This is a genomic window from Desulfospira joergensenii DSM 10085, assembly GCF_000420085.1.
Taxonomy (GTDB): Bacteria; Desulfobacterota; Desulfobacteria; order Desulfobacterales; family Desulfobacteraceae; genus Desulfospira; species Desulfospira joergensenii.
Map to the genome: position 1 here is coordinate 389,546 of NZ_ATUG01000001.1, position 26,778 is coordinate 416,323.

Annotated in this window: 25 protein-coding genes and 1 tRNA gene; all 26 read right to left on the reverse strand. The window is 51.6% G+C overall.

Features of this window, described 5'->3' with window-relative positions; genetic code table 11:
* Window positions 1-244: 244 nt before the first annotated feature.
* The 26 genes from F608_RS37285 to F608_RS0101990 all read right to left on the reverse strand — a co-directional run bounded on the left by F608_RS37285 (window position 245) and on the right by F608_RS0101990 (window position 26,359).
* On the reverse strand, window positions 245-574 hold the full coding sequence (locus F608_RS37285; protein WP_022663909.1) for a TrmB family transcriptional regulator: 330 nt from the start codon (window positions 572-574) through the stop codon (window positions 245-247).
* 44 nt (window positions 575-618) lie between these two features.
* On the reverse strand, window positions 619-1,332 hold the full coding sequence (locus tag F608_RS0101870) for an aspartate/glutamate racemase family protein (RefSeq protein WP_022663910.1): 714 nt from the start codon (window positions 1,330-1,332) through the stop codon (window positions 619-621).
* 36 nt (window positions 1,333-1,368) lie between these two features.
* The gene (locus tag F608_RS0101875; protein WP_022663911.1) at window positions 1,369-2,226 is read right to left on the reverse strand and encodes an AraC family transcriptional regulator; all 858 of its coding nucleotides are present in this window, start codon (window positions 2,224-2,226) and stop codon (window positions 1,369-1,371) included.
* 138 nt (window positions 2,227-2,364) lie between these two features.
* Entirely contained in the window at window positions 2,365-3,588 is a 1,224-nt protein-coding gene (locus tag F608_RS0101880; RefSeq protein ID WP_022663912.1) for an aminotransferase class I/II-fold pyridoxal phosphate-dependent enzyme, read from the reverse strand.
* A 67-nt stretch (window positions 3,589-3,655) separates the two neighbouring features.
* A complete protein-coding gene (locus F608_RS0101885; protein WP_022663913.1) occupies window positions 3,656-4,363 on the reverse strand; it encodes an ABC transporter ATP-binding protein in 708 nt (235 codons plus the stop codon).
* Entirely contained in the window at window positions 4,356-5,147 is a 792-nt protein-coding gene (locus tag F608_RS0101890) for an ABC transporter ATP-binding protein (protein WP_022663914.1), read from the reverse strand. Before F608_RS0101890 ends, F608_RS0101885 begins: the two co-directional genes overlap by 8 nt.
* 4 nt (window positions 5,148-5,151) lie before the next feature.
* Window positions 5,152-6,354, reverse strand: a complete 1,203-nt coding sequence (locus tag F608_RS0101895) for an ABC transporter permease subunit (RefSeq protein ID WP_022663915.1) — start codon at window positions 6,352-6,354, stop codon at window positions 5,152-5,154.
* A gap of 15 nt (window positions 6,355-6,369) precedes the next feature.
* A complete protein-coding gene (locus F608_RS0101900; RefSeq protein WP_027362372.1) occupies window positions 6,370-7,281 on the reverse strand; it encodes a branched-chain amino acid ABC transporter permease in 912 nt (303 codons plus the stop codon).
* 73 nt (window positions 7,282-7,354) lie between these two features.
* Window positions 7,355-8,473, reverse strand: coding sequence for a branched-chain amino acid ABC transporter substrate-binding protein (locus F608_RS0101905; RefSeq protein ID WP_027362373.1), 1,119 nt, complete (start codon window positions 8,471-8,473; stop codon window positions 7,355-7,357).
* 102 nt (window positions 8,474-8,575) lie between these two features.
* The gene (tdh, locus tag F608_RS0101910; protein ID WP_022663918.1) at window positions 8,576-9,625 is read right to left on the reverse strand and encodes an L-threonine 3-dehydrogenase; all 1,050 of its coding nucleotides are present in this window, start codon (window positions 9,623-9,625) and stop codon (window positions 8,576-8,578) included.
* Window positions 9,626-9,682: 57 nt separating this feature from the next.
* Window positions 9,683-10,648, reverse strand: coding sequence for a PLP-dependent cysteine synthase family protein (locus tag F608_RS0101915; protein WP_027362375.1), 966 nt, complete (start codon window positions 10,646-10,648; stop codon window positions 9,683-9,685).
* Window positions 10,649-11,291: 643 nt separating this feature from the next.
* Window positions 11,292-11,368 (reverse strand) — tRNA-Arg (locus tag F608_RS0101920).
* A gap of 486 nt (window positions 11,369-11,854) precedes the next feature.
* A complete protein-coding gene (locus tag F608_RS0101925; RefSeq protein WP_022663920.1) occupies window positions 11,855-12,829 on the reverse strand; it encodes a phosphotransferase in 975 nt (324 codons plus the stop codon).
* The gene (gene trxC, locus F608_RS0101930) at window positions 12,813-13,259 is read right to left on the reverse strand and encodes a thioredoxin TrxC (RefSeq protein WP_022663921.1); all 447 of its coding nucleotides are present in this window, start codon (window positions 13,257-13,259) and stop codon (window positions 12,813-12,815) included. The genes F608_RS0101925 and trxC overlap by 17 nt, the downstream gene beginning before the upstream one ends.
* Entirely contained in the window at window positions 13,256-14,089 is an 834-nt protein-coding gene (locus F608_RS30400) for a thiamine pyrophosphate-dependent enzyme (RefSeq protein ID WP_022663922.1), read from the reverse strand. Before F608_RS30400 ends, trxC begins: the two co-directional genes overlap by 4 nt.
* Window positions 14,089-15,852 (reverse strand): 2-oxoacid:acceptor oxidoreductase subunit alpha, encoded by a 1,764-nt coding sequence (locus F608_RS0101940; protein ID WP_022663923.1) that lies wholly within the window; start codon window positions 15,850-15,852, stop codon window positions 14,089-14,091. The genes F608_RS30400 and F608_RS0101940 overlap by 1 nt, the downstream gene beginning before the upstream one ends.
* Before the next feature lie 48 nt (window positions 15,853-15,900).
* Entirely contained in the window at window positions 15,901-16,944 is a 1,044-nt protein-coding gene (locus F608_RS0101945) for an NAD(P)/FAD-dependent oxidoreductase (protein ID WP_022663924.1), read from the reverse strand.
* A 34-nt stretch (window positions 16,945-16,978) separates the two neighbouring features.
* Window positions 16,979-18,709, reverse strand: a complete 1,731-nt coding sequence (locus tag F608_RS0101950) for an FAD-dependent oxidoreductase (RefSeq protein ID WP_022663925.1) — start codon at window positions 18,707-18,709, stop codon at window positions 16,979-16,981.
* Between the two features lie 184 nt (window positions 18,710-18,893).
* The gene (gene nqrF / locus F608_RS0101955) at window positions 18,894-20,105 is read right to left on the reverse strand and encodes an NADH:ubiquinone reductase (Na(+)-transporting) subunit F (RefSeq protein ID WP_022663926.1); all 1,212 of its coding nucleotides are present in this window, start codon (window positions 20,103-20,105) and stop codon (window positions 18,894-18,896) included.
* Window positions 20,106-20,115: 10 nt separating this feature from the next.
* Entirely contained in the window at window positions 20,116-20,724 is a 609-nt protein-coding gene (nqrE, locus tag F608_RS0101960) for an NADH:ubiquinone reductase (Na(+)-transporting) subunit E (RefSeq protein ID WP_022663927.1), read from the reverse strand.
* Between the two features lie 9 nt (window positions 20,725-20,733).
* Window positions 20,734-21,369, reverse strand: coding sequence for an NADH:ubiquinone reductase (Na(+)-transporting) subunit D (locus tag F608_RS0101965; protein WP_022663928.1), 636 nt, complete (start codon window positions 21,367-21,369; stop codon window positions 20,734-20,736).
* A 4-nt stretch (window positions 21,370-21,373) separates the two neighbouring features.
* Window positions 21,374-22,141, reverse strand: a complete 768-nt coding sequence (locus tag F608_RS0101970) for an FMN-binding protein (protein ID WP_022663929.1) — start codon at window positions 22,139-22,141, stop codon at window positions 21,374-21,376.
* Window positions 22,134-23,294, reverse strand: a complete 1,161-nt coding sequence (locus F608_RS0101975) for an NADH:ubiquinone reductase (Na(+)-transporting) subunit B (protein ID WP_022663930.1) — start codon at window positions 23,292-23,294, stop codon at window positions 22,134-22,136. Before F608_RS0101975 ends, F608_RS0101970 begins: the two co-directional genes overlap by 8 nt.
* A complete protein-coding gene (locus tag F608_RS0101980) occupies window positions 23,291-24,619 on the reverse strand; it encodes a 4Fe-4S dicluster domain-containing protein (RefSeq protein WP_022663931.1) in 1,329 nt (442 codons plus the stop codon). Before F608_RS0101980 ends, F608_RS0101975 begins: the two co-directional genes overlap by 4 nt.
* A 92-nt stretch (window positions 24,620-24,711) precedes the next feature.
* Window positions 24,712-25,146 (reverse strand): flavodoxin domain-containing protein, encoded by a 435-nt coding sequence (locus F608_RS0101985; RefSeq protein ID WP_022663932.1) that lies wholly within the window; start codon window positions 25,144-25,146, stop codon window positions 24,712-24,714.
* A 49-nt stretch (window positions 25,147-25,195) separates the two neighbouring features.
* The gene (locus tag F608_RS0101990) at window positions 25,196-26,359 is read right to left on the reverse strand and encodes an alpha-hydroxy-acid oxidizing protein (RefSeq protein WP_022663933.1); all 1,164 of its coding nucleotides are present in this window, start codon (window positions 26,357-26,359) and stop codon (window positions 25,196-25,198) included.
* Window positions 26,360-26,778: the final 419 nt, after the last annotated feature.

Sequence of the window (26,778 nt, forward strand, 5' to 3'; positions counted from 1 at the left end):
GGTTAAATTCCCGTCAATCGTGTTGACTTATTGTTGAATTTTGGTTAACCACAAAATCCTTAATTGGTTAACGGAATAACATGGACTAAAATAAAATACAACATGGATCAGATAAAAAACCTTTACAGGGTGCATTTATGGCCCCCCTACACGTCCATGACGCTGCCTTTGGAAACCTATAAATCCGGGGACATCCACGATAAAATCATCCTTGAAATTTCGCGAAATCTGATTTATTGACATCTTATTTATGGTTTACAATTCGGATTGATTGAGCATAGGTTTCAATTTTTTTTATGGCAACTGTAAATTGATTCTGAATCCGTCTCAAAACAATTTCAGGCTCGACCGGCACGTAATATTTCTTTTCCCAATTCGGGTGGATGTATACCATCTGTTTTAAAATTAATCTGTTTAACACTTCATAAATTCGTGATCGAGGAATATTTGAAGATATACTGAGTTTGTAACCGTTGGCTGGATTCGATTTGAGTAAAGATAGATAGGCTTTGGATTCATATTCACTCAATCCAATTTGTTTCATCAAATCAATTATGGCGTTATTATTCTCCATCTCTTCCCCGGATGCCTTAGTGTCTAAAACGACATTACAGGCAACTAAACGGATGGAAGTGCTGTCTCATTCAATGCCCATTCCACGGCTTCCTGCGCATGGATATCCACGGTATCCAACAGTGGGATGGAGGTGTCGACCTGTTTGACAAGAAGCCCGATTTCCGTGCAGCCGAATATTACCGCCTCCGCACCTTGGGCTGCAAGATCATCAATCACCCTTAAATACTCTTTTCTTGAGGCCGGATCTATCTTGCCGAGACAAAGTTCGGAGTAGATCACCTCGTGAACCATATGCCGGTCCGATTTTTCCGGGATCTTCACCTTGAGTTTGTATTTCTCCTGAAGCCGTTTTTTGTAAAAAGGCAGCTCCATGGTAAATGCAGTACCCAGCAAGCCAACGGTTTTGATCCCTTTACCCAAGACCGCTTGAGCGGTTGCGTCTGCAATGTGAAGCAAGGGGATGTGGATTGATGCCTGGATTTCGGGGGCGACTTTGTGCATGGTATTAGTGCAGATCAGCAAAAAATCGGCACCGGCCGCTTCGATATTCCGGGCAGCTTCAGATAATATTCTTGCCGTTCCTTCCCAGTCGCCCTGGTGTTGGAGCCTTTCAATAGGGTCAAAATCCACACTGACCATGGCAATCTTTGCCGAATGTAGATCCCCCAACCGCTCTTTGACTTTAACATTGATTGCCCGGTAATACTCCTGGGTGCTTTCCCAGCTCATTCCTCCCAGCAGGCCGATTGTTTTCATCTGGCTTCCATCCTGTTTTGATTTAAATTTCAGTATCTATTTTTTGGTATTCGGATAATTCTTTCTATTGGAACGTTGGTATTCACCCGGGGTGATGCCGATCCATTTTTTGAATTGTTTGGTCATATGGCTTTGGTCGGAGTACCCGCACATGAAGGCCGTATCGGCAAAGGAATGATTCGACCTTAGGCAGGATTTGGCCTTGTTAATACGCAGACTGGTCAGCATAAGATAGGGTGTCACCCCTTTATGCTTCTTAAAAAGCCTCAAAAGCGAAAAAGAACTAACCCCTTCTTCCTTGGCCAGGGATTCCAGGGTAAGCGGCGTATCATAGAGGGAATATATTTTATCCGTCACCCGTTTCACTTTACCAAATCCACCGTGATCGGGGTGGCCGCCCCGGGTTGAAAACTCTGCATGGCCCTGAATGAGAAGACTGAAAAGTTCCAGAAAAAGAATTTCCATGGCCAGAGAGGGTTCCTGATCTTCATTTGCCTTCATGAATTCCAATATCTTTTTTCCAATCCCCGCATTTTTGATCACTGTTTCCGGAAACCATGGCAACCGGTCAGGATTCATTCCCATATCTGCCAGACTTTTTTTGACCAGTGACAAATGGGGGTACATGACAAAATACTTCCAACCTTGTTTCCGGTCCAGGGCGTGGCCATTATGTATTTCAGCGGGGTTGATGACAATCACGCTCCCCTTGGGAGCTGTATGTCTCTTATGATTCCACAGATAGGTTTCAGCTCCTTCCAGAATAAGCGCCAGTGCATACCCGTCATGATAGTGTTTCGTGTAGGTATGGTCGTAAAACCTGGCTGTCATGACTTCAAGATTATCAAGGGGTTTTACAACAGAATGATGCTGCCACTCTCTTTTTTTAACCATCTTAATCCAGAAAAAAAGTTATCAGTACCAATCCAGTCAGGAGAAAGTCCTAGACTAACCGATCAGAATTTATCGTCCGTACCATAATCCGATCAGACTTGTATTGTATATTTTTGCATATTAATTCCATAAACACTTTTAATCAACAGCCTCTAATAACTTGAGAACATAGTCAATATCCGCAGGCGTATGGCAGGCATTGATCTGAAATCTAATGGTTTCATCCCCCCGGGGGACCACAGGAAAGGCCAATCCCACTGCAAGAACCCCGTTGTCGAACAGATAGTCAACAATGTGGTGGGTCTTTTCTGTATTCCGGACCATTAAGGGGATAACAGGATGGGGGCCTGGAATGGATTCTTTTCCAAGTCGTTCTAGCCCCTTCCTGAACTGGGTAATCCCCGTTTCCAGGCTTTCCAGTATAGACAGTCCTTCCTGGCTATCGCAGATATCAATGGCCTTTATGGCGGCTGCACAGTCAGCAACGCTTAGCGGGTTGGTATAGATATAGGTATCTGCCTTTTGCCGGACAGCCTCAATCAAATCCGGACTCCCGGCAATAAACCCGCCATTTACTCCAAAGGCCTTCCCAAAGGTACCAACTATAATATCCGGGACAGCACCGCAGAACTCAGGAGTCCCTCTTCCTGAGCGTCCATAGGCACCAATTCCGTGGGAGTCATCCGTCACTGTGATCACCCCGTCTTTGAACCTGGAGTCATATTCCGAGCACACGGCTTTAATCTCTTTAATGGGGGCAAAATCCCCCCGCATGCTGAAAATTCCATCAAATATGACAATTACCCTCTCAATTTCCGGCCCCACCTCCTCAAGGCAGCGTCTTAAATCCGCCATATCGTTATGTTTGAAAATTCCCTTGTTTTGCCGAGGAATATTAGAAATACGCATGGCCCGGATGATACTGTTATGGTTTAATTGGTCCCCTATCCAATGGGTTTTCTTGTTTGAAAGGGCCAGGGCAAGTCCGCAGTTTGAGGTATAGGCTGAGTTAAAAATCTTTGCCGCAGGCTTATCCACGAACCGGGCAATCCTGGATTCAAGCCTGTGATGATGAATAAAGGTTCCGTCAATAAACCTGACCGCACCGGGCCCCACGCCGAATTTCCGGGAGGCAGCATCAGCCGCCTCTATCACTTCGGGGTGGTGGGAAAGAGACAGGTAGGAATTGGAATTTAACCGGATGAATTCATTTGCCTGGTCTGCGATTAAATACCTGGGCCCAAAGGGCGGTTTGGGCGGAATATATTTTTCAATGACGCGTTCAACAGGTTTTGCCCGGCCTTCCCGGTTGAACACCTCCAATTCCCTTGCCAGGGTCTGGTCCAGTTTATCTGTGCTCATTTTTATCTCCTTTGCATTCATTTTAATTTACAACGGTCTTCAGGCTGGGATTGTGACAGCCTCTTCCTTACATGCCCAGATAAGCCTTTTTCACATCCTCGTTGGCCAGAAGATTTTCACCGGTGTCGCTCATGGTAACGGCACCATTTTCCATGACATAGCCCCGATGGGCGGCCTTAAGGGCCAGGTTGGCGTTCTGCTCCACGATAAATATGGTGGTTTTATTGTCCTGGTTGATTTTGTTTATGATGTCAAAAATCTGCTTCACAATGATGGGGGCCAGACCCAGAGAAGGTTCATCCAGGAGCAGGATCCGGGGCCGGGACATGAGAGCCCGGGAAATGGCCAGCATCTGCTGTTCTCCTCCTGACAGGGTGCCGCCGGCCTGGTTGCGCCGGTCAGCAAGAATTGGAAACAGGCTGTAGACATAGTGAATGTCCTCTTTGATGCCCTCTTTGTCATTGCGGAGAAAGGCGCCCATATCCAAGTTCTCCGCCACTGTCAGATATGGAAAGATGCGCCTGCCTTCGGGTACATGGCAGATGCCCTTTTTCACGATTTCATCGGGCGGCAGGTGGGTGATATCCTCTCCTTCGAGCTCCACAACACCCTTTTTTGCAGGAACAATGCCGGAGGTGGTCAACAAGGTGGTGGATTTACCCGCACCATTGGCCCCGATTAAAGAGATGACCTCTCCTTGTTCCACCTGGATGTCAATACCCTTAAGGGCGTGGATATTGCCGTAATAGGTGTGTATATTTGATAATCTAAGCATGTTCTGAATCATCTCCCAGGTAGGCTTTGATGACATCGGGATTGGCCTTGATCTGTGCAGGCGTCCCTTCTGCGATTTTTTTGCCGTAATCCACCACATGAATCCTATCCGACAGACTCATGACCAGCTTCATGTCATGCTCAATAAGAAGGATGGTGAGGTCCTCGCTATCCCTGAGCCAGAGGATGAGTTCGTCAAGTTCCCGGGTTTCCTGGGGATTCATGCCGGCTGCCGGCTCGTCCAGAAGAAGAATAAAAGGATTTGTAGCCAGGGCCCGTGCAATCTCCAGGCGGCGCTGGGCGCCATAGGGAAGATTCACGGCCATCTCGTTTACGTATTGTTCCAGGCCGATCTTTTCTAAGATTTCATATGAATCAAAGACCGCCTGCTTTTCTTCTTTTACCTGGCCGGCCGGTCTGAGCAAGGCCCCCAGGATTCCGGCATGAAGCCGGCAGTGGCGACCGATCATGACATTTTCAAGCACTGTCATTCCTTGGAAAAGGCGGATGTTCTGGAAAGTTCTGGCCATTCCCCGTTCAGTCACCTGATTGGGCTTAAGCCCTTTTATCCTCATGGCAGATTCCCCTGGCACCTTGATTTCTACATGGCCTCGGCAGGGGTCGTAAATACCGGTGATACAATTGAAAAAGGTGGTCTTTCCGGCACCGTTGGGACCGATCAGCGCTGCTATCTGGCCCTTCTCAATGGTAATATTCACATTATCCAGAGCTTTGAGCCCCCCAAACCGCATGGTCAGGTTTTGTACGTTGAGGATGGGTTCCATGGTCTTATTCTTCCTGTGCTTGAAATTGATAGGTTTTACGGACCGCTCTGATCAGGCCTTGGGGCCTGAACACCATGACGATGACTTGAAGTGCGCCGAACACCAGCATTCGGTATTCGGCCACGGCCCGCAGGTACTCGGGCAGCAGGATGAGGACCAATGCGCCAGCAATGACGCCCAAGGCCGATCCCATACCGCCGATGACCACCACACAAAGAATGATAATGGATTCCCAGATGGTAAAGGACATGGGATTGATGTAAGAGGTTTTGGCCGCGAACACTACCCCACCCATGGCCGCCCAAGTGGCGCCCAGGCCGAATGCGGTAAGCTTGGTCTTAAATTTGTCGATACCCATGGCCTGGCAGGCAATTTCATCGTCGCGTAAGGCGATCCAGGCCCGGCCTATTTTGGAATTTTCCAGCCTGTTCACAAAGAAAATGGTAAGCAGTACCAGGGCGATTACAATAAAATAGATGTAGACTACAGTAGCGTGCTGGCTCATTTCCAGCCCCAAAAGCCCCGGGGCCGGGATGTCAGGAATCCCTCTGGGACCGTTGGAAAAATCGTTCCAGTTTTCCAGGATAATCCTGATGATCTCTCCAAAACCCAGGGTCACAATAGCAAGATAATCGCCGCGCAGCCGGAGCACTGGATAGCCCAACACCACACCGAAGACGGCGCCCAGTAAAGCGGAAATGGGCAGTACCATCCAGAAACTCACTCCAAAGTGGAGGTTAAGCAGGGCATAGGCATAGGCACCCACCGCGTAAAAAGCCACATACCCCAGGTCCAGGAGCCCTGCCAGCCCAACTACAATGTTAAGGCCCAGTCCAAGAATGACGTAGACAAGGGCAGAGATCATGATGGAGGTATGGTACATGGGAAAAACGAATGGGTAAACCGCAAAAAACACAACCACCACTCCCAGAAAGGGGAGACGGAACTTTTGGTTTTGAAGCCATTTGTGCACTACAGGTGTATCGTCATCAACGTCTGATTTGGTCTTTTCCTCCTTACGCTGTAAAACATAATTCCAGGCAAGGGAAAAGAAAAAACTCAGCATCGCTACCCAGAAGAGGTTGGCCCACCTGAAATCCACAGTAGACTTGATAGTGTTTACCTTGACCACCATGATGGGAAAGGTCAGCAACACGAACCAAAAGGCAATGATAATGGATTGTTTTATTGATTTTTTAGTTACCATAATTAGTTACCTGAGTTAGACTTTCTGGGTATCGTGCCGTCCCAAAATGCCGGACGGCCTGAAAATCAGGATAATGACCAGGATGGCAAAGGCAAACACGTCCTCGTATTCACTCCTGAAATACCCGGTAAAATAGCTTTCGGAAATCCCCAGCACCAAAGAGCCCAGCACTGCTCCGGGCACGGAGCCGATACCGCCCAATACGGCAGCAATAAAGGCCTTGAGACCTGCCAGAAATCCAATGTAAAAATTGATCTGTCCCACGTGGCAGGCAATGAGTACGCCACCGATGGCAGCTGTTGCAGAACCGATCACAAAGGTGGTGGAGATAACGTTGTTCACGTTGATACCCACCAAGGCCGACATGACTTTGTCCTGGGCTGTGGCCCGCATAGCCTTGCCCATACGGGTAAACTTGATAAGCATCCCCAGTTGAACCATGATGATAACCGTGGTGACAATTATAGTGAGTTCCACCGAAGTAATGATATGCGCATAGGGTTCCCAGAATGCGAAATCTGGAATTAAGCTTTTGTAAGGGAGAAACTCAGGGGTCTGGGCCAGCATAACATAATTCTGGAGAAAAAGGCTCATGCCGATGGCCGAGATCAGGGCGGACAGCCTTGGTGCGTTTCTCAAAGGTTTGTAAGCAATTTTTTCAACGGTGAACCCGTAGGCGCAGGAATAGACAACGGCAAATACAACAGCGAGAATAGCAATAACAGCCTCATTCCATCCCCACAGTCCCAGAACGCTCGCCACAATAAGGGAGGTCATGGCACCGATCATGTAAATTTCGCCGTGGGCAAAGTTGATCAGTTCTATGATGCCGTACACCATGGTGTATCCCAGTGCGATTAATGCGTAGATGCTCCCCCGGGTCAGGCCGCTCAAGAATAACCCTGAAAAGTAAACCGGGTCTGCCATGAATTCCTGGACTGCGAAGAAACAGATGATCCCGGCCACGGCCAAGCCCATAATGATATTGAACCTGCACATATTAATTGACCTGGTTGTATTTACCGTTAATAACCTTGTATACGGAAAAGCCGGCGCCTACAACATCCCCGTTTTTATCAAATCCGATGGGGCCTAAGGGAGAGTCGATTTTGATTTCAAACATGGCTGCCCGCATTTTTTCAAAATCAAAGGAGCCTGCTTTTTCAGCAGCAGCGGCCAGGGCCTGTACACAGGCATAAGCATTATAAAAGAAGGTGCCGGGCAGCTCTTTGTATTTTTCCTCATGCCGTTGAGTCAATTCCTGATAAAGGGTGTTGTTTGAGGTATCCCTTGGGCCGGTGGAGTAGACCCCTTCAGCGTATTGGCCTGCCAGGTTCAGGAAATTATCCCCGTTGATTCCGTCTCCGCCGAAAAAGATGGTTTTAACCCGTTTTCGCTTTAAAAGGCTGGCAATTTTGGATGCATCTGAGTGGTAGCCTCCCCAGAGGGTAACCTGAGCCCTTGATTTCTTTATTTTCTGGACAATGGAGGAGAAATCCACCGCACCTGTTGTCACCCCTTCAAAAAGAACGATATCGATGCCTCCGAGAGTCTTGAAACATTCCCGGGCAAGCTCCATCTGGCCCTTGCCGTAATCGCCCTTATCATGTATCAGTGCAATCTTTTTACAATTAAGGACATTTTTAATATAAGACGTCATGAGCTCGGCCTGGGCACGGTCATAGGAGATGGTTCTGAAAAAATTGGGGTTCTTTCCCGTTAATGTTAAATCATCATTGGTTGACGACGGAGAAATAAGCAAAAGACGGGCATCTTTATACAGCTTGTTGGCTGCCAGGGTGCTCCCCGAACAGATGTGGCCGACCACCATCTGCACCCCGGAGGATATCAGCTTGGTCGCGATATTAACCGCGATTTCGGGTTTGCAGGCATCGTCTCCCACAATCAATTCTACCTGTTTGCCGAGAATCCCGCCGTTTGAATTGATATCCTCCAATGCAAGCTCAACCCCTCTTAAGGACGAGATCCCGTATGGGGCAAGATCCCCTGAAACAGCCCCGCCAAAACCCAGCTTAACGGACTGACCTGCCGCCGGATTGACAGCACAAAGTGATGAGACAAACAACACCATTACCAAAGATTTAAATATAGGCTTCATTTTTTTTCTCCTTTTTTGAATAAATCGGATCAGATCTGGATAAGCTTTTTTAAAAACCATAAAAAGACCGGAGGAATGTGACCGAAAGGATACCGGCCCGGCTCACACTCTTGCCCAGTCCAGAATGATTTTCCCGGACATGCCGGAATTCATCGCCTCAAAGCCCTTTTCATAGTCCTGGAAATCGAATCTATGGGTGATAATCCCGGAAACGTCCAGGCCGCTTTGAAGCATGGTTGACATCTTGTACCAGGTCTCAAACATCTCCCGGCCATAGACACCTTTGACTGTCAGGCCGCCAAACACCACCTTATCCCAATCGATCAGGGTATCAGGGGCCTGAATCCCAAGAACCGCAATTTTTCCGCCATGGCACATTGCCTGGACCATGTCTCCAAAGGCCTGTGCACTGCCTGACATTTCAAGGCCGACATCAAATCCCTCTTTCATTCCCAGTTCGGCTATCACCTGGGTTAGTTCTTCATTTTTCGCATCGACTGTCCGGGTTGCCCCCATTTTTGAGGCCAGGTCTAGCCGGTAAGGGTTCACATCAGTGACGACCACATGGCGGGCCCCGATATGTCTGCATATTGCGGCTGCCATATTCCCTATGGGGCCTGCTCCTGTGATCAAAACATCCTCTCCGGCTATATCAAACGTCAGCGCCGTGTGCACGGCATTGCCCAAAGCATCGTAAAACGAGGCCGTATCCTCACAGATACCCTGAATGTCGCATGGCCAGACATTTTCAGCAGGAAGAGACAAATATTGAGCGAACACACCACTCCGATTGACCCCAACGCCAAGGGTGGATTTGCATAGATGCCGGTTTCCCGCCAAACAATTTCTACACCGGCCGCAGACAACGTGCCCTTCCCCCGAGACCTGTTCACCTAGGGTAAGATTTTTTACGTTTTCCCCGAAATCGGCCACCTCGCCGACAAATTCATGGCCGATGATCATGGGAACAGGAATGGTCTTTTGAGCCCAGGCATCCCAATTGTAGATATGGACATCTGTGCCGCAGATAGCAGTCTTTTTGATTTTAATCAGTACATCATTGGGCCCGGTTTCAGGTATAGGGACTTCCTCCAGCCATAATCCCCTCTGGGCCTTTTTTTTAACCAACGCAGGCATTTGTTTCCGGGACATTATTAATCTTCCTTTGTTTAATCTTCCTTTGTTTGCATTTGACCAGTAACCTGATGCCTAATCCCAAAGATCCGTGCTCAGATATTTTGTGCCCGAATCCGGCGTCAGGATGAGGATATTCTTTCCTTTAAAGTCGCTTTGTAATAATTTTTTGGCGGCGGCATAGTTGGCACCACTTGAAAATCCGGCAAAGATACATTCCCCAAGAGCCATCTCCTTAGCCCCAAAGATTGCCTCTTTATCAGTTATTGTGATAAACCCGTCCAGCAGTCCGGTAGCGGTTTCAACAAATTCAAGCATCATATTATACCCTCCTCCCTGAATTTTATGCTTTCCGGTCTGGTTTGCAGCGGTTCGATCAAAGTAAAAAGAAGCTCTCTCCGGCTCGACACCAAAACACTTTATCCGAGGAAATGATTTTTTTAATGCCGTTGCCACTCCGATGCAGGAACCGCCTGTTCCCATAAAGTCAACAAAAGCATCTAATTTTTCATTTCCTAGCTGCTCCAAGATTTCAGGAGCGATTCTGTAAGTTCCGACATCTTTTGTGCTGGGATTAAAAAACTGGTTAGCACGAAAAGCCCCCAGTTCTTTAGTCAGTTTTTGAGCCTCGATCTCAACGAGTTCCAGATCACCGCCGGACACCTGACCTGGAATGGAATCGGGCAGCTGATCGACCAACCGAACCTCAGCCCCGAAAGCTTTCATCATTTTTGCCCGTTCTATGGAATTCCCTTTGGACATCACAGCAATAAATCTATACCCTTTAAGCTGGCAGACGATGGCCAGGCCTGTCCCCATATTCCCGCTGGTTAGTTCCACAACCGGCTGGTCCTTCTGGAGTTTTCCATTTTTTTCTGCATCCTCGATCATCTGCAATGCCACACGATCTTTCTTACTCAGGCCTGGGGAGGCAAATTCGAGCTTAGCAAAGATTGCCCCCTGACTCTTATCCACCAGACGAGACAGCCTTACCAGAGGTGTCTTTCCAATGGTTTCAAGCATGCTGCAGAAAGTTTTCATTTTTTTTTCTCCCAATTGAATATGTTTGACGAATTTAATGTGCTTCACCTCTTTTGTATTAAGGTGAATCTCACAAGCTTAAAGTTGAATATAGAATCCGTTCAGTTTTGTATTGTACATGTTTGCATTTTTAAAAATTTATTTAGTATTTATTAATCAATCAGCATTTTATATGAAATAAATTAAGGATAGCTATGGTTTTGCTGGAGGAATACTTTGAGTAATAAAATTGCCTTTGGCTGGATTAAAATTCGTTATGCAAGTATCTCCGTAAGATGCCATTTGGAGCTGGTTACACAGATATCAGCCGTATATAAGGATGCGAATTCCGATTTGTCTGAAAGAAACTGCTGGCCGAACAGACCGGATGTATAGAAGCTTACTTGCTGTTGTGCCCTGCAAGATACAAAACTCGAAGTCTGCTTTTTAAACTTCTCGTCAGGGGAATGGATCAGATGATCCTCCCCAGAGATTGTACGCCTGAGGTTAAGCCTATTTTTTAAAATTCTAAAATTTTATAGAATTTTTTTCACAACAAATCAGTGAGCGACCGCTCCGTAAAAAGTGGGGACTAAATGGGGACTGACTAATGAAGATATAAAAAAGGCTTTTAGCTGAAACTGCTAAAAGCCTTTGATATCAGTGGCGCGCCTGGCGCGATTCGAACACGCGGCCTACGGATTAGAAGTCCGTTGCTCTATCCAACTGAGCTACAGGCGCAACAGCAGAATCTTTTACCAAATTTAAAAAAATTTGTCCACTAAAAAAATGCGTTCATGACCCACCATCAAGGCACCACCTTCTTTGTTGCCTTCGATCACTCCTCCCTGCAGAGTATGTCTTATACACTTCAGTCATCACTCCTCGGCGCCTGCATCTGGCATCTTGCCGGTGGGTGGGAGTCCTGACAGATCTACCATGGTTTAAAATTTGAAAGGTTTTTCGATTCGGTACAGAGGCTGTTGAGGGCTTCGGAGGAGACATGGAGGGGGATTTATTACAGACTCTTAACGGCCTGGAGCGCGAAAAAGGCTGAACGGTTTGAGTGAAACGAGTTTTCAGCCTTTCGCGGAGGGCCGTTTAGAGCCTGTTGAAATCGTTCCCTCTGCGGAGCCGAAGTCCTCAACAGCCGGATTTGAATACTTGCATGCTATTCACGACGGCGCGGTGATACTTTTATGTTTCAATTTTTACGAATCGAACGGTTCACCCGATCTTCCAGATCCGTTTCAGTTCATCCATATGGCCGGTCAGGATCTCCATATACCGGGCCTCAAGTTCCAGCATCTCCCCATCATTTTTCCTGAGCCATTCGGATAGCCAGGCAAAGCGCAGGGCCAGAATATACTCCGGAAACAGGTCCCAGCCCTTTGCACTGATAATGGCCGATTCCTTCAGGCTGCGGATAAAGGTCATGACCATGGGCATGCCCAGTCCTTCCGGGTCTTCAATTCCGGCGCAGCCGACCAGGTTGGCCGCATCGTAGATATCAGGCTTGAATCCTGAGAACTCCCAGTCAATGACCGCCTTGACCCGGTCCCGGTTCCAGATGACGTTCAAAGGGTGGAGGTCCCCGTGGCAGAAGGCTGGAGAAAGGGTCCGGCTTTCATCCATGAACCGGGTTTCAAGAAATTGAAGAAAGGGAAGGTATCTTCCGTGGATCCGAGGATTGTGGACCCTGACCCGGTCCATGAGGGTATGGATATACTTTTGTATGGAAAAGGGCTCCACCGGGATAAGGGCATTGATACCGGTTGAGGCCCTCTTCATTTGGATCAGGAAACGGGCCAGACTCTCTCCCATCCGGGAGGATTCAAGGTATTGGGGTCTTTCCAGTTCTGTACCCCGGACAAATTGGGAAATCTGGAAGCAGTTTTCCCTGAAAAAAGGCAGAAACTCCCCCTTGGCCGTTTCCCGGTACGGCAAAGCCTGGTCGAGCCCGTTTTGGTTCAGGAAAGCCAGGCCCCTGGCCACATTCTGCCGGACCCGGAATTTGCGGGGATGAAACTTCTCCAGGAGATACAGATCCCCGGCCGAATCCTGGATAACGGCCCGGGAAAGGGTCCGCTCGGGACTGCCCTGGATCTGAAAATCCGTCCGGACGGTTTGGATTGAAATTCCCCATTGGGAACGGATCCAGCCTATAAACTCCGGGTTTTCCAGTTCAGATAATTCGGGCAATCTGGCTTTCCAATGCCTCTTTGGGCTGAACCCCCACGAGCCGGTCAATGACCTGGCCGTTTTTCACCAGGAGCATGGTGGGAATGGACTGGATGGCGTATCTGGATCCGGTCCCGGGATTATCGTCCACGTTGATCTTGGCGATCTTGAGCCGTCCCCGGTATTTGTAGGCCAGCTCGTCCAGGACCGGGGCGACGGAGCGGCAGGGACCGCACCAGGGGGCCCAGCAGTCCACCAGAACCGGAAAGTTCGATGCCAGAACCTCCTGGTTGAAATCGGCATCGCTCACGTTCACGGGATGATCAAAGATCTTGTCCGGCAGCAGGGTCTTGCATTTCCCGCACTTGGGAGACTCTTTGAGCCTTTGTTCGGGCACCCGGTTTTTGGCTCCGCACCTCGTACATTTTATGATCAGACTGTTCTCACTCATTTTTCATCCTTCAGCTTTTTAAGAATCTCCTGGTAACTGGGCCGGTCCGGATCATGAAAAAATATCCCCGTGGCATGGGGTTCATAGTCCGCGGCCCGCATTGCCGCTTCCATATTTTTTTCTTGGGAGGGAAATTTCAGGTCATAGACATTCTCCTTGAGGCTCTTCCAGGTCCGGTGGGTCTTGTCAAAGGTGACGCAGGGGGTGAGCACCTGGATAAAACTGAACCCTTTGTGTACAGTTCCCTGCTTGATGATCTCCTTGGTCCCTTCCGGGTTCCCGGCATAGGCCCGGGCCACAAACGAGGCCCCGTAGGCCAGGGCCAGGCGGATGGGATTCAGGGGCGTATCCGGGTTGCCTGCCGGGTGGGAGCTGGTCTTCATGGCATGGGAGGTGGTGGCCGAAGACTGGCCCTTGGTCAGCCCGTAAATGGAATTGTCAAAGAGGAGAAAGGTCAGGTCGATGTTTTTTCGGGCCACATGGGGAAGATGGCCCCCGCCTATCCCCAGGGCATCCCCGTCCCCGGCCACGGCAAAGACGGTCAGGTCTTCCCGGGCCAGCTTGAGACCTGAGGCCACGGGAATGGACCGGCCGTGGAGGGTGTGAAACCCGTAGGAGTTACTGAAAATGGGGGTCCGGCCCGAGCACCCGATCCCGGAGACCATGCAGATATTTTCATATTTGAGATCCAGTTCCCTGACCGCCTTGTAAAAGGCGTCCATGATGCCGAAGTAGCCGCAGCCCGGGCACCAGGTGGGAAGATCAGAGGATCTGTACTGCAGAAAATCCCTCTCCCGGACCTGATCCAGTTTTTCATTGAGATATTCCATTATTCCATCTCCCTTATCTTCTCAAGGATGTCTTCCGAGGCCATGGGCCGGCCCGTGATCAAATTGAGGCGCTCAACAGGCCTCTGGAGGACACCGGATGCAAATCCGGCAAACTGGCCGCTGTAGTTAAGCTCGGGCACCAGGATCTTTTTGCACTTGGCTGCAAAGGATTTTAATTCCTCTTCCGGGAAGGGGGAGAGGATCATGGAACTGAAACTGGCCGCTGCAATCCCCTGTTCCTGTGCCGCCATCACAGCCTCCCGGGCAGCCCCGGCCGAGGATCCCCAGGAGATCACTCCCATGTCCGCCCTGCCCTCTTTGAACTCAAGGATATCGGGTTTGGGTGCTTCCCTGAGCAGACTTTGATGTTTCCTATACCTTTTTTCGGTCATGGCCAGATGTCCTTTGTCGCTGTAATTGGGACGTCCCCTCTCGTCATGCTCCAGGCCCGTGGCAAAGAACATGCCCCCGGGGGTTCCCGGGATGGCCCGGGGGGAGATACCCTCCGGGGTGAGTCTGTACCGCTTGTAATCCTTGAGTTCTCCAGGATCCGGGGCGATATTGGCGTCGAGCATCTCCTTTGGAGGCTTTGCCGGTACATCGATATTTTTAATGGAGTTGGACAGGAAAAAATCGAGAAGGATCACCACCAGGGTCTGGTATTTTTCAGCCAAGTATAGGCCCAGCACCGTGGCATCATAGCAGGAGGCCGTATCCGTGGGAGCCAGAACCACCCGGGGGCAGTCCCCGGTTCCGCCCATGACGGCGGCTTCAAAATCGCTCTGTTCGGTTTTGGTGGGGATTCCGGTGGAAGGCCCTCCCCTCTGGGAATTGACAATGACCGCCGGGACTTCGGCCATCACGGAGAGGCCCGTGAACTCGGTCATGAGGGCAAACCCGGGTCCCGAGGTTGCGGTCATGGAACGGACTCCGCCGTACCCGGCCCCGACGACTGCAGCAATGGCCGAAATTTCGTCTTCGGTCTGGAGCAGGGTTCCACCGACCTTGGGCAACTCGCGGCTTAATATTTCCATGATCTTGGTGGCCGGGGTGATGGGATACCCGGCATAGAACTTGAGGCCGGCATCCAGGGCGGCCCGGGCCGTGAGCTGGTTTCCGTTGATAATGAGTTTTTCCCGGCCAGGCTCGGGCACAACCTCTTTAAAGGTGTAGCCATCCTCTTTTTCAATATTTTCCAGGGTCCAGTCAAACCCCTCCAGAAAAGAGTTTACATTGGAGTCGATGACGATCTGCTTTTTCTTGGCGTACCGGTTCTGGATGGCCCCGGTAAACCCGTCCCGATCCATGGAGAACAGGGCCGCCACAGCACCCAGGGCCACCATGTTCCGGCCCCGGGTATTGCCGGCCGCCTTCTGGGCCAGCTGGGTCAAAGGGATGCCGTAGGCCGTGGTTCCGGGAGCCTTCTGCCCCAGAACACTCCTGTCCTCCTCGTGGGGTTTGAGGGGCTGGCTGTCGTAAATGAGGATCCCCCCGGGCTTGAGCGCAAAGAGCTGGGAGATGGAATGGCCGTCATTGAGGGCGATGAGCACATCGGCCAGTTTTCCGGGTGAATAGATGGGCCTTGAGGAGATCCTTGTATGGGCCACACACTTTCCAAATCCCCGGATCTCGGCAGGATAGGAGTCAAATGACATGATCTCAAAGCCCTGGCCGCTCATGAACCGGCTCAGGATCTCCCCGGCGGATATGGTGCCTTCTCCGGCGCTTCCGCAGATTTCAATGACGATGTTGATATCTTTCATATTCCTATTTCCCCAAAGAGTTAACAGGTAAAAAGCAATTGTTAACCGCTAAACTGAAGGTGGGTCTTCAATATTTTCCCACCAGCTGGTCTTGATCTGAACCCCTTCCAGGTCAAAGTACTTGCGCCCGGCAGACTCTACCTTTTGATGATCCCCGAGGATATTGAGGGCTGCGGTTTCTCCCTGGATGGCGGCATTGGGCCAGCCGATGGAGGTGGTATAGGAGTTGATTCCGGCATTGTAGATCTGGGCACAGGACCCGCAGGCGTAAATATGATCCAGGCTGGTTTCCATGTACTCGTTGACCAGGATGCCGCGGTCAATGTCCAGGCCGGTCCCCCTGGCAAACTCCACCCTGGGAATCAACCCGTTAAAAGAAAAGACCAGATCGGCATTTTCCTGTACCCCCCCCTTGGTTGTGATCTCAAACCCCCTGTCCCGGGGACGGATACGGGAGACAGAATCCCGGGAATAGACCCGGGTCCCGGAGGCGGTAACTCCGGCCTCAATGGCAGAGAGCATTTCATCGGTGAGATTAAAGGGCCAGAACGCATCCGGGAAGATCAGCATGGTCACGTTTTTATCCATGGACCGGAGCATGTTTAAAAACCGGAACCCCACCAGGTCTCCGCCCAGAAGAAAAAAATCCTTTGCCTCTTGAACCTTCTCCTTTATCTCCATGACCTCCCGAAAGGAGGTGACAAAATTGAGATGCTCTGCATAGGACTCCATGGAGGGCAAAAGCCTGGCCCGGGATCCCGAGGCAATGACAAGCCGGTCATAACCGACCTCTTCCATATGTTTGAGGATCACCCTGTGCCCAACCGGGTCGATCTTTTCCACCTTTTGCCCCAGTCTCAGCCGGATATTCCTGTCCTCGTAGAACTTGAAATCATTGACTCGGAGCCGGTCAGACCCGATCTTCCCGGCAATATAATCGGTAAGCCTGGGTTTGTAGTAAAATTCTATATTTTCATCGGAGACAATGGTGATCAAGGCTTGGGGATCGTTTTCCCTCAGGGTCAGGGCTGCCTTGTTTCCGGCCGGACCATTTCCCAGGATCAGATAATGGGGCGAATAATCGGTATTCATGCGTCCTCCTTTGTTCGGACTCTCTTTGACAGAATCACTCGTCTGCATCGGTTTCCACCAAATCGGTCTTTGTCACCGAGATGCAGTCCATGGGACAGACCTGATAACACTGGCCGCACCGGATGCACAGCTCGTTGTCAATGGTAATGGAAACCACCCGGTCCCACTGGGAGGTTTCCTTATACGTGTCGTAGGAGCCATCTTCTTTCAGGGGGATCTCCTCCACCAGCTTGATGCAGTCCTTGGGCGCCACGTCAATGCAGGCCGAACAATAGATACACCTTAAAGGATCGATCTCATACCTCAGATTGCACAGATAGCACCGTTTGGACTCCTCATGGGCCTGGTCCGGTTGAAACCCTTTCTCTACTTCATGGGTATAGTCTTCCAGCCTCTTGTCCATGTCAATGGTGTTCATCTCCTTCCTGGGAATGAAATCAAAGGCCCGGGGCCGGTCTGTTGAAGTATGGGGAGCCAGCCGGATCTTTTTCTTTTTTCTGACCATCCCCGTGAGAAACTCATCCATGGCCAGGGCGCACTTCTTTCCGCCGGCAATGGCTGAAATCACATCGGAAGATCCCGTAACAAAATCCCCTGCCGCAAACACCCCTTCCATGTCGGTGACATGGCCGTCGGCTTTACGACCGGTCAGGTCCCTTGATACCTCCCCTGCATCCGGGGACTGGCCCAGGGCCGCGATCACGCTGTCGCAGGGGATGGAAAACTCTGATCCCTCAATGGGAACAGCCTTCTTGGACGGCGGTTGATCCTGGGTTTCCAGCCGGGTTCTCCGGAACTCAATTCCGGTGACCTTCCCGTTTTCCCCGAGAATCTTTGAGGGCTGAACCAGGGAATGGATCCTTATGCCCTCAAAAAGGGCCTCATGCTTTTCCGTCTCGTCAATGCGCATCTGGTCTTCTGTCTTCCGGATGTTCATCTTCACCTCGGCGGCACCCAGGCGCAGGGCAGACCGGGCACAGTCCACGGCCGTGAATCCGGCCCCGATGACCACGACTCTTTTCCCCACAAAGGGTTTTTCCCCCGCATTGACCCGCTCCATAAAAGAGAGACCGTCATATACATTGTCCAGATCCTCCCCCTGAACCCTAAGTTTCCGGGGACTCACACATCCCGTGGTGATGACCACGGCCTCATACTCCTCTTTCAGGTCATGGATATTTATATTCCTTCCCACGGCCTGACCGGTTTTCAATTGGATGCCCAGCCTCAGGATATTGTTGATCTCGGTCATGAGCAGATCCCTGGGCAGCCTGAACTCGGGGATCCCGTACATGAGCATGCCCCCGGGTTTTTCCCGGGACTCGTAAATCGTTACCCCATGGCCCAGGACAGCCAGATCATGGGCGCAGGCAAGTCCGGCAGGACCGGCCCCCACCACGGCCACCCTCTTGCCGGACGGTGCGTACAGGGCCTCAACGATGCGGTGCATGGAAGATTTTAAATCGGCACAGGAACGTTTCAGATGGCAGATGCCCACGCTTTGGCCGTTGTCAGGTTCGCCGTGGCGGCAGGCCTCTTCGCAGGGACGGGAACAGATCCTTCCCAGGACCCCGGGCAGGATATTGGCCTGCCGGTTGATCTCATAGGCCCGGCCGTATCTTTTTTCGTTGATGCACCGGATATACCCGGGAATATTGGTCCGGGCCGGGCAGGCATTCTGGCAGGGCACGCTCTTTGCCACCTGGCCGAAATCCCTGACATCGGTTGAAAAGATTACCCCTTGTTTAGAGCTGGCTGAGTCCATTCGGTTACCCTCTCTTTAAAATTTTTTCTGAATTGAAAACTTTAATCCTCACTCCCATTTTTGAACCAAGGCGCCCATATGTGAGGTGCAAGCAAAGTTGAAACCAAAGTCTATTTAGGACACATGGGGGTCTCAATTTGTGCGGCAACGCCGCAGACGGGGGAGTCGCCGTTCAAACAATTGATTAAAATTTGTCGTAAAAAATCATATCATCCTCCACCCCATAGTCGTACAGGGCTTCGATGATAGCGTTAATCATGGGCGGCGGGCCGCACAGATAAAACTCAATTTCAGTGGGGTCTTCATGGGTGCAGAGATAGGAATCGCAGAGGTGATTGTGAATGAATCCGGTCAGGCCGGTCCAATGGTCTTCCTCATCCGGGGAGGACAGGGCCACATGATAGGTAAAATTCTCGTATTTTTCTTCCAGGGCCTTGAAATCCTCATCGTAGAACATCTCCTTCTTGGACCGGGCCCCGTACCAGAAACTGATTTTCCGGGAGGTATGCACCCCGTTGAGCTGATGGAGGATATGGCTGCGCAAGGGCGCCATGCCGGCCCCTCCTCCGATGAAACACATCTCATTGTCCGTGTCCCTGGCCATGAAATCGCCGTAGGGACCGCTCACCATGACCCGGTCCCCGGGCTTGAGGCCGAAGACGTAGGAAGACCCGAATCCCGGGGGAATGCCCTCGGTGCCCGGCGGGGGCGTGGCAATCCTTACATTGAATGCCAGGATCTCCCTTTCATAGGGGGGATTGGCCAGGGAATAGGCCCTGAATCCCTGCTTGATGCCCTTGGCCGCCAGTTCCAGGAGATTGTATTTTTTCCAGTCGCTCACATATTTGGATTCAATATTGAAATCCTTGAACCGGATATCATATTCCGGTACATCGATCTGCATATAGGCCCCGGCTTCAAAATCCATGGGGGTATCCGGCCGGACCACCAGCTCCTTGATAAAGGTGGCCACGTTCTGATTGGAGACAACCTCGGCCTCCACCTTCTGGATTCCAAAGATAGATTCGGGGATCTGGATGGACATGTCCTGCTTGACCTTGAGCTGGCAGGAGAGGCGCTGGCCGGCCAGCTTTTCCTGGCGGGAAATATGGGCAATCTCCGTGGGCAGAAGTGCTCCGCCCCCTTCCTTGACCTCGCACTTGCACATGCCACAGGACCCGGATCCGCCGCAGGCCGAGGGCAGAAAGATCTCCTCCCTGGCAAGGGCGGACAAAAGTGTGGGGGTTCCCTGGACCTTCAGGGCCTCTTCTTCCTTCCCGTTGATGGTGACCACATGTTCGCCTTCACCGGTGACCCTGGATTCCACAAAGAGAAGTACGGTCACCAGGATACCGATCACCCCGGAAAACACCAGTATGCTGATCAGATAAATCAAAACCCCTCCTTTACAGCGTGATTCCTGAAAACATCATAAAGGTCATGGCCATGAGGCCGGCGATGATCATGGTGATGCCGAATCCCTGGAGACCCTTGGGCACATCCGCATACCTGGCCTTGAGCCGGATGGCGGCCATGGACACGATGGCCAGCATCCAGCCGGTCCCGGACCCGGCTCCGAAAACAATGGACTCGATAAAAGTATAGTTGCGCTCCACCATGAACAAAGAGGTTCCCAGGATGGCGCAGTTCACGGCGATCAGGGGAAGAAACACGCCAAGGTTGGCGTAGAGCGCCGGGGAATACCGGTCGATGATCATCTCCACAGCCTGGACCATGGCGGCGATCACCGCAATAAAGGTGATGTACTTTAAAAAACTTAAATCCAGATCCGGAAACCCGGCCCAGGACAAAGCTCCCGGGGCCAGGAAACCGTGAAAGATGATCCAGTTCACGGGACTGGTGACGGTGAGCACGAAGATCACGGCAGATCCGAGCCCTATGGCCGTTTCCACATTCTTGGATACGGCGATAAAAGAACACATCCCCAAAAAATAGGCCAGCAGGATATTGCCGATGAACACGGAGTTGATAAACAGACTGAATAGATCGCCCATGGATACTCCTTACTTTTCCGTGTGGGATATGCCCGGAAGGCTGTTCTTGAGCCAGACCAGGAGTCCGATGATGAAAAAGGCCCCCGGCGCCAGCACCATGAGTCCCATGTTCTGATATCCCAGGTCGTAGACAAACTGGGGGATGATGGAAAATCCGAAAAATTTACCTGCCCCCAAAAGCTCCCGGACAAAGGCCACACAGATCAGGACCATGCCGTATCCGGCGCCGTTGGCCAGGCCGTCCACAAATGAATCCAGGGGATTGTTGGCCAGAGCATAGGCCTCTGCCCGTCCCAGGACAATACAGTTGGTGATGATCAGTCCCACAAAAATGGAAAGCTGTTTGGATATGTCATAGAGAAAGGCCTGGAGGATTTCATCGGTGACGATGACCAGGGAGGCGATAACGGCCAGCTCTGCGATGATCCGGATATTGGAGGGGATCATTTTTCTCATGGAAGAGATGATCATGGAAGAAAATGCCGTGACCAGGGTCAGGGCAAGGGCCATGACAATGGCCGTGGACATCTTTACCGTAACGGCCAGGGCCGAACATATCCCCAGTACCTGGTAGGCCACGGGATTCTCGGTCCAGGTTCCCTTTACCATGATCTCTTTATAGTGGGAGATATCTAAAAGTCTCAATTCTCTATTCTCCATTCCTGCTTATTTTTTTCTTAATGGCTTTCATTTTCTTCTGCCGGAAGGTAACGGACAGGGCCTCGTATCGTTCCAGGGTGGATCGGATGCCCTGGGACAGAAATTTCCCGGTCAGGGTGGCCCCGCTGATCCCGTCCACATAGTGCTCCTGAAGATCCGGGGGAAGGTTCTTTGCCTCTCCCTTGGCAATGCCTACGGAAACGAATTTATTTTCCGAGTTCAAAATCTTCTTGCCCTTGAAATTGTCGCTGAACCAGCGGCTTTCGATCTCCCCGCCCAGACCCGGAGTCTCGGAATGGCTGAACACGGAAAAGCCGGACACGGTCTCGCCGTCGTTCTCAAAGGCCAGATACCCTTGGATTTTTCCCCAAAGGCCTCGGGTGTTGATGGGAATGATATACCCGTCAATGCTATCCCCGGTCAAATAGAGATAGACGTGCAGACCCTGGGGATCCTCCTCCAAGGACACAGTGTCAAGGATCCGGCCGGAATCATCCACCAGGACTTCCCGGATGCGGGTCTTGTAGAGCCGGTTGATCTCTTCTTTGGGCGGTTTCTTATCTTCCAGGATATTGGCCGCCTTGAGAATATTGACCTTTTTGTCCAGGATCATGTTCTCTTCCTGGAACCGTTTCAACCCGGAGGCCGCAGCAGTGATGAGCAGGCTGCAGACCAGGGAAAGAAAAAAGGCAAACCGGATAACCCTGAAAGTGGTGTTTTTCTTGTTTTCACCGGATGCAGAGTTTGGGTCAGACATTGGGAATCCTCTTTGATGTTCTATACCTGATGACCAGGTAGTCCAAAAGCGGGGCAAACACGTTCATGAACAGGATGGACAGCATGGCCCCTTCGGCAAAAGCCGGGTTGGCCACCCGGATGATCACGGTGAGAAACCCGATCAAAAACCCGTATATCCACCGGGCCGGATCGGTTCCCGCGGCAGACACCGGGTCCGTGGCCATGAACACGATACCGAACAAAAACCCCCCGGCAAAGAGATGGTACAAAGGCCCTGCATTGGCCCAGGTATCGGAACCGCCGGGAATCAGGTAGATGAGGATGGAGGTTACGACCAGGCCGGCGATCCCGCCCAGGATAATCCTGTAATTGGCAATGCGGGTGATGATCAGAAACAGGGCACCGATAAGGCAGCACAGGGCAGAGGTCTCTCCGATGGACCCGGGCACCTGTCCGAAAAACAGACTGGACAGACTGAACCCCTTCTGGACAAGGGCCGTGGATATGCTTTCCCCGGAACCGCCGGTTACGGCCAGGGCCGTTGCCCCGGAGATCCCGTCCACCATCCGGCCTCCCGCCCGCCAGACCTCTCCGGACATGGATACGGGATAGGAAAAAAAGACAAAAGCCCGGGCGGTCAGGGCCGGGTTGAGGATGTTCCGGCCCGTGCCTCCGAACACCTCCTTGCCCAGGACCACACCAAAGGAAATCCCCAGGGCTGCCTGCCACAAAGGGATGGTGGGAGGAAGGGTCAGGGGAAAGAGCAGTCCGGTCACCAGGAAGCCTTCACTGATCTTGTGGCGGCGCAGGGCCGCAAACAGGATCTCCCAGAAAAATCCCACTCCGTAGGAAACCAGGATGATGGGCACCACATAAAGGGAGCCCCTGAAAAAGCAGGTCCCCATTCCCCAATACTCCCCCCGGGCGATTCCGGCCTGGTATCCGGTGTTCCAGATTCCGAAAAAGAGCACCGGCATAAGGGATAGGATCACAAAACTCATGTACCGTTTCAGGTCCAGGGAGTCCCGGATAAAGGGCATGACCCGGGTGATGGGAGAAGGCAGGAAGAAAAAGGTCTTGGTGGCGTCGTACAGGGGCTCCAGTTTCTTATACTTTCCGCTCCCGGTAAAATCCGGCTCAATCCGGTCAAGAAGTTTTCTGATGGGGTTCATGATTTATCCTTATAATAGGCATCCATTCCCCTGGAAAGGATGTCGGCAAGCTCAATTTTGGACGGACAGGCATAGGAACAGAGTCCACATCGGCAACAGTCCAGAAGTCCCAGGGACAGGGCCTCTTCGATATCATCGGCCAGCAGGGCCTTGACAATGAAATTGGGCATGAGATCGCTGGGGCAGATCTTCTCGCAATAGGAACAGGAGATGCAGGCCCGTTCCTCGCCGTGGAGGGTACAGTCCATATCCCTGGGCCAGTTCACCAGGCTGGACAAAAATGTTCTGGATACCGTGGGCTTGTTCAGGCCCGGGCGGATAAAACCGAACATCTCCTCCTGTTCATTGGCGTCGATGATGTTTATCGTGTCATCAAAAAAGCCCAGATGATGGTCCATGGACATTACCCTGCCGTTGAACCGGCCCGTGGTCATGAGACTTTTTTCCCCTGCAGTCCCTGCGATCAGGCGGACCGGGGCCCCCTGCCGGGTCAGAATATGGGGTCTTGAATCCCGGGAATGGGTCACGGTGACCATCTTGTCCACGGGATATTTGCCCGAGGAAAGAAACCGGGCCATCATGACCAGATGGTCCGCCCGGATATACCAGGCGCTGTTGTGGGCCGGTTCCGTCTTGATCTGAAAAAGGATTACCGCCGGATCCCAGGCCGGGTAGACATCGGGCAGGACATGGGTGATCCGGTTTTTTACCGGCTCCGGAATATCCATGCGGCCTGCTCTTGCTCCCACCAGAATTCGCCCGGAAAACAGGGCCAGCAGCTCAAGCCCGAACAAAAAATCCCGGACATTCTGCCCAAGGACCAGGCCCGGATGGGGGGAAAAGATGTCGTTGCCCTCAAGGCATACGATGATCATGGGAGGATCCTGGGAAGCATCGGCCGTATCCCGGAAGGGGAGCTGTCTCATTCCCTGCCAGACCCCGCCCTGTTTGAGCCGGTCCACAAGGGCCTCTTTTGAAAGATCTTTCAGCTCTGCCTGGCCCACGGGCTCAAATTCAACGAACTCGTCTTCCCGGTCCCGACGGATCACCACCTCCAGGAGCCGTCTTCTCTCTCCGAACAGGATCTTCTCCACCCGCCCTGTTCCCGGAGACACGTATTGAATGGACCGGTCCCGCTTGTCATGGAACAGGGGGGTTCCGGTCTTTACCTCTTCTCCCTCTTTTACCAGGAGTTTGGGCCGGATATGGGGGATATCCACAGCCGTCAAAGCAAGGGTATCGGAATCCTGACGGGTGATGACACTCAGGTCCGGTCTCCCGGGAATCTTATTTTTAAAGCCTTTGGTTATTCTGATTTTTTCCATTCAGTCCTGTCAACACTTCCCGTTGTATTGTATAGATTTTGTTGTATAAATTTTGAGAAACAGCCCCGGGGTCCTCCTCCGTTGTCAACCCGCTAGAGCATGGCGGCCAGGTCTTTTCCGTACTGCTGGGCCGCCTGGAGTCCTCCCTGGACCCAGCTTGCCTTCAGCATCAGGGGGCCTGAGGAGACCATCTTCATGTTGTAGATATGCTCCATGGTGTCGAAAATCCTTCCGGCGGCCTCCCCGCTCCAGCCGTAGGCCCCGAAGGCGCCTCCGGGTTTTCCTTCCAGATCGGCCCGCTCCGCGATAAAGAGAAGCTGCTTCATGCCGGTGATCATCTCCCCGTGATAGGTGGCCGACCCGAACATGTAGCCGTCATACCCCTTTAAATCCTCTTCATCCCTGATCTCCACCGACTTTTTCACATCCGCCTCATGTCCGGCAATCCGGACGCCCTCAGCGATCAAATTGGCGATGCCGGTGGTCTCTTCAGATCTTGTTGCGTAGACGATTAAAACCTTTCCCATGTTGCCTCCTCTATCATTCCCGGGTAAATGTGCCCCCCGGGAAGCTAAGCTAAGCTTTATGATTAAAAAGAACTCTTGAATCTGCCGTCCCGATATTCCGGGTTCCGGTCATAAACATGGCCTTTTTCAGGGTGTTTTTAATATGTTCAAGATGGAGGGCCACTCCCAGGGTGCCGGCGCCGGCGGCAGCCCGGATAATATCCCTTCCCAGGAGTACGGCGTCTGCACCCAGGGCCAGCATTTTGAGTACATCATACCCGGTTCTGACCCCGCCGTCCACGGTAATGGGCATTGAGTCTCCCAGTTTTTTCCGGATCAGGGGCAGCATAACGGCCGTACCCGGAGTCGAATCAAGCACCCGGCCCCCGTGATTGGATACCCCGATGGCCGCAGCCCCTGCATCGGCGCACTTCTGGGCCTCATCCGGCAGCATGATGCCCTTGGCGATAAAGGGAAGGGATGAAAACTCGGTAAGCTCCCGGATATCTTTGACGCTTTTTTTGAACACGGGCTGGCCGTGGCGGGCCATGATAGTGGAGCCGCTGCCGTCCAGATCAACGCCCACGGCCCTGCAGTTCAATTTTTCCGCCCTTTCAATGAGCCGCTTGAGAACATCCTGGGACCTGGGCTTGAAAATGGGAATCCCAAATCCCTTGCAGGCCTCCATGGAATCCAGGGAAGGATGCTTCTCCTCGGTATAGAACCAGGTATCCCCTCGAAGCCCGATGGTTCCGGCCTCCTGGGCTCCTTTGAGTACGGAGATGCAAAAGCTGGTCTCATCCATGGCGTCGTTGTATTTTCCCGGTCCTGCCGTGGATGCGGCCAGGACCGGGAAATCCAGATCCATGCCGAGGAATGAGCAGGACATGTCCGGTTCAAAATGGTCTCCTACCACGGACATATTCAGCTCCAGGTCCTCAAGGGCCTTGGAGTTTGCCCTGAAGGAGCGTCCCTGGCCTGCCCCGCCGAGGCCGATGGGTTTTCCATAGGCTTCCCGCTGGCAGATTTTTTCATAACTCCCGTCACAGGAGGGATATGCCGCACAGATCCCCTTTAACTTTTTCCGGGCCCGGTCCCTGACCTGCTCAAGGGTCTGGGGGACATCCTCCTTGGGGATGATCATTCTCTGGTCAGAATCACATCTGCTGCAAAACTCCGGCGGCTCCTGCCCAGAAGAAATTTCATGGCAGACGGAACAAACCCACTCACTCATTTACCCACTCCTTTTTATGTTTCGGGCCGATCAAATCCTGGTACATTTTTGTCTCCTGTAACAGAATCGTTTCAGCTTTATGATGTATGAACCGAGGCATCTGGTTTTTTGTTCTGAATAAAAGCCCTGGAAATGCCTTTATGGTTTTTTAAAGAACGATTTGGTATCTTTCATGGATGAAGGCCTTTTTCCTTAACCTTCCAGAACAGATAATCGCTAAATTTTCCTTGTTTGTCCATATAAATTTTAAACCGTTGAGGAATCCTCTCCAAACTTGCTTTAACTCTATCATGACTCTGTCCCAAATCTATCATGACTCTGTCCCAAATCTATCACAGACTATCATAAATCTCTTTGCAAATTCCAGACCAAATCCCCTTCACCCTTTCCAAGCCGATTATCCGCCGATCTGTCTCCAA